Origin of the sequence: Kitasatospora sp. NPDC057198, from assembly GCF_042670125.1 — a bacterium.
Lineage (GTDB): Bacteria > Actinomycetota > Actinomycetes > Streptomycetales > Streptomycetaceae > Kitasatospora.
In genome coordinates, this window is record NZ_JBHUWH010000702.1 from 1 (window position 1) to 2,761 (window position 2,761).

Consider the following 2,761-nt stretch of genomic DNA (forward strand, 5'->3'; position numbering starts at 1 on the left):
AGGCCCGGGTCCGCCAGGGCGGGCTGGGGCGGTGCGGCCGGGGCGGGACCGGCGGGTGCGGCGGCGGGGGAGGACGGCGCGGTGGCCTGGATCTTGTCGTCGCGCTCGTCGTCGCCCGCGCCGTCCCTGGTGGTCAGGACGGTGTCGAAGACCTCGCGGAGCTTGTCGGTGGCCTGCTTGGAGAACAGGCCGCACAGCCCGGCGATCCCGGCGAAGCCGTACGGGTTGGTGGCCGTGCCGTCGGTGCCGTTGGCGAACAGGCCGCCGCGCAGCAGGAAGTAGACCAGCAGGGCGAGCGCGCCGCCGATCGCGGTGCGCAGCAGGTACCAGGGCAGCCAACTGGGCAGCAGCTGCCGGTTCCCGGCGTAGGTGGCGAAGGAGGTGGCGGCGTGCACGAAGCTGCCCAGGCCGCTGGCGGCGAGCACGGCCAGCAGCATCGCGGTGTTGGAGGTCAGGTGCCAGGGGCCGAGGCCGAGCACCGTCCACGGCATCGGGTCGCCGGTCGGGGCGTGTTCGGCGGTCAGCGTGGTGAGCGGCGTCCACACGCTGACCAGCACGGCCGTGCAGGCGAACGCCTCGGCCAGCAGCAGCGCCCCCAGCAGCAGGAGCGCCCAGTTGGACACCAGCCGTTGCGGCGGGAGTTGGCCCGCGGTCTCCGGGCCGGGCCCGTCGGCGGTGTCGGTCGGGTCGGCGGCCGACGGGTCCGCGGCCGGGTCCGGCGTCGGGGCCGCTGACGGGGAAGCAGGGGAGGACATCGGGGAGTTCGCCTTCCGGTCCGGTGGGCGCGTGCACGGAACTGGGCGCGGTGGGCTGGGGTTGCGGGAGGGACTCTACCCCGCTGGTCCGGCGAACAGGGCGTCAGGACACCGCGCCTGCCGTGTCGTTCACCGGAACCGGCGGCACCCCGGCTCCGCCCCGGTGACGCCCCGCCTCCGTTCCGACCCCGCTCCGGTGACGCCCCGCCTCCGCTTCGACCCCGCTCCGGCGACGGCGCGGCGGCGGTTCAGCGGCGGCCGCCCGCCAGCCGGGAGAACTTGGCGACCTCGAAGGTGGCGTAAGAATTCGAGGCCAGCAGCGAGAACTTGATGCCCTCGCGGCCCTCGGGGCGCCGGTACCCGCTGGGCAGGAAGCGCTTGTAGTGCTCGGCGGCGCGCTGGAAGAACTGCGGGCGTTCGGCGCGGGTCAGGCAGCCGGGCAGGTCGAAGACGAACAGGTAGTGCCGGACCATCCTGGTGAACAGGTGCGGGCGCACCGTGGCGGTGACCGGTTCGGCCTCGGCGGGCTGGGCGTCCAGCAGTTCGAAGGTGCTCTCGTAGCGGTCGAAGAGGTCGAAGTGGGTGGCGCCCTCGCTGCCCGCCGGGTGCAGGGTGTGGCGGCGGCGGATGGTGACGCACTCGCGGTCCAGCACCGCGACCCGGGCCGCGGCCAGCAGCGAGCGGTGCACGGCGCCGACCTCCTCGTAGAAGCCGTCCGGGAAGGCCGGGATCGTCCCGCTGCGCATCAGCCGGTCCCAGACCAGCGGCGGGGCGCCGAACAGCTCGGGGTGCTCGGCGGGGGAGAACACCGCCGGCCCGGCGGCGGCCAGCAGTTCGGCCGCGTTGCCCGGCCAGAGCTTGCCCCGGTACTCCCGGTTGTGGCCGAACAGCAGCACGTCCACCTCGCCGGTCTCGGCGAGCCGGGTGTCCATCGCCTCGAAGGCGTCCTCCGGCAGCAGGTGGTCGGCGTCCAGGAACAGCAGGTACTGCCCGCGGGCGTGCGCCGCCCCCGCCATCCGGGCCCGCCCGATGCCGGTCTCGGTCTCCGTCCGCAGCACCCGCACCCGGGCGTCACGCAGTTCGTACGCCTCGACCAGCCGTTCCGGGCAGTGCTCGGACGGGGTCTGCACCACGATGATCTCGAATTCGCGGAAGGACTGCCCGAGCAGTGAGTCGAGGCATTCCTTCAGTTGTCCTTGCTCGTCGTAAGCGGGCAGCACGACGGTGATCAGTGGTGGGGCCATGGCCGGGAGGCTAGGGGCGGGGACAGCCCCAGGCAAAGGTCGGAAGCCGCCCCAAAGCGGTGATACCGGACATCGGCCACGGGAAGTTCGCCAAATCTTCACCGAACGCACATGACGGTGCGCGGAAATGTCCGGATAGAGGACGGAACGCCGCGACTTGCTGACGTATCGTCAGATGTACGGACCGTAGCGGAGGCGCGGAGACATCGTGCGAACGGGCCGTGCGGCCGCCCGTCAGTACCAGTTGTGCGCCTGCCAGAACGACCACGCCGCGCACGGGCTGCCGTACGTCTCGTTCATGTACTCCAGGCCCCACTTGATCTGCGTCACCGGGTTGTCCCGCCAGTCGGCGCCCATCGAGGCCATCTTCGAACCCGGGAGCGCCTGCATCAGCCCGTACGCGCCCGAGGACGAGTTGGTCGCGTGCACGTCCCAGCTGCTCTCCCGCTCCACGATGTTCGAGAAGCACTGCAACTGGCCCGCCGGCACGATCCGCGCCGCGATCTGCTGCGGCGTGCCGTCGTACGCGGAGGAGGCCGAGGAACCGGTGGACGCCGTGGCCGACGGCGAGGCGGTGGCGGCCAGCGACGGGCGCTGCTGCGCCCGGGAGGCCGCCGAGGCCGACGCGGACGCCCGGGCCTTCGCCTCCGCGGACGCCTTCGCCTTCGCCGCGGCCTCGGCCTTCGCCTTCGCCGCGGCCTCGGCCTTCGCCTTCGCGGCGGCCTCCGCCTTGGCGTCCGCCTCCGCCCGTGCCGAGGCGGA

General features: G+C 73.1%; 3 protein-coding genes. All 3 read right to left on the bottom strand.

Annotated features, from left to right (window positions below):
- Positions 1 to 755, bottom strand: a 755-nt coding sequence (locus ACFUEL_RS37970; protein ID WP_380242522.1) for a hypothetical protein, incomplete at its 3' end; no start/stop codon positions are given.
- Positions 756 to 1,003: 248 nt separating this feature from the next.
- Positions 1,004 to 1,999 carry a glycosyltransferase family 2 protein gene (locus ACFUEL_RS37975; RefSeq protein ID WP_380242524.1) on the bottom strand — a complete coding sequence of 332 codons (996 nt, stop codon included), beginning with the start codon at positions 1,997 to 1,999 and terminating at the stop codon, positions 1,004 to 1,006.
- 234 nt (positions 2,000 to 2,233) lie between these two features.
- Positions 2,234 to 2,761: transglycosylase SLT domain-containing protein (locus ACFUEL_RS37980; RefSeq protein ID WP_380242526.1), on the bottom strand; the 528-nt coding region annotated here is incomplete at its 5' end.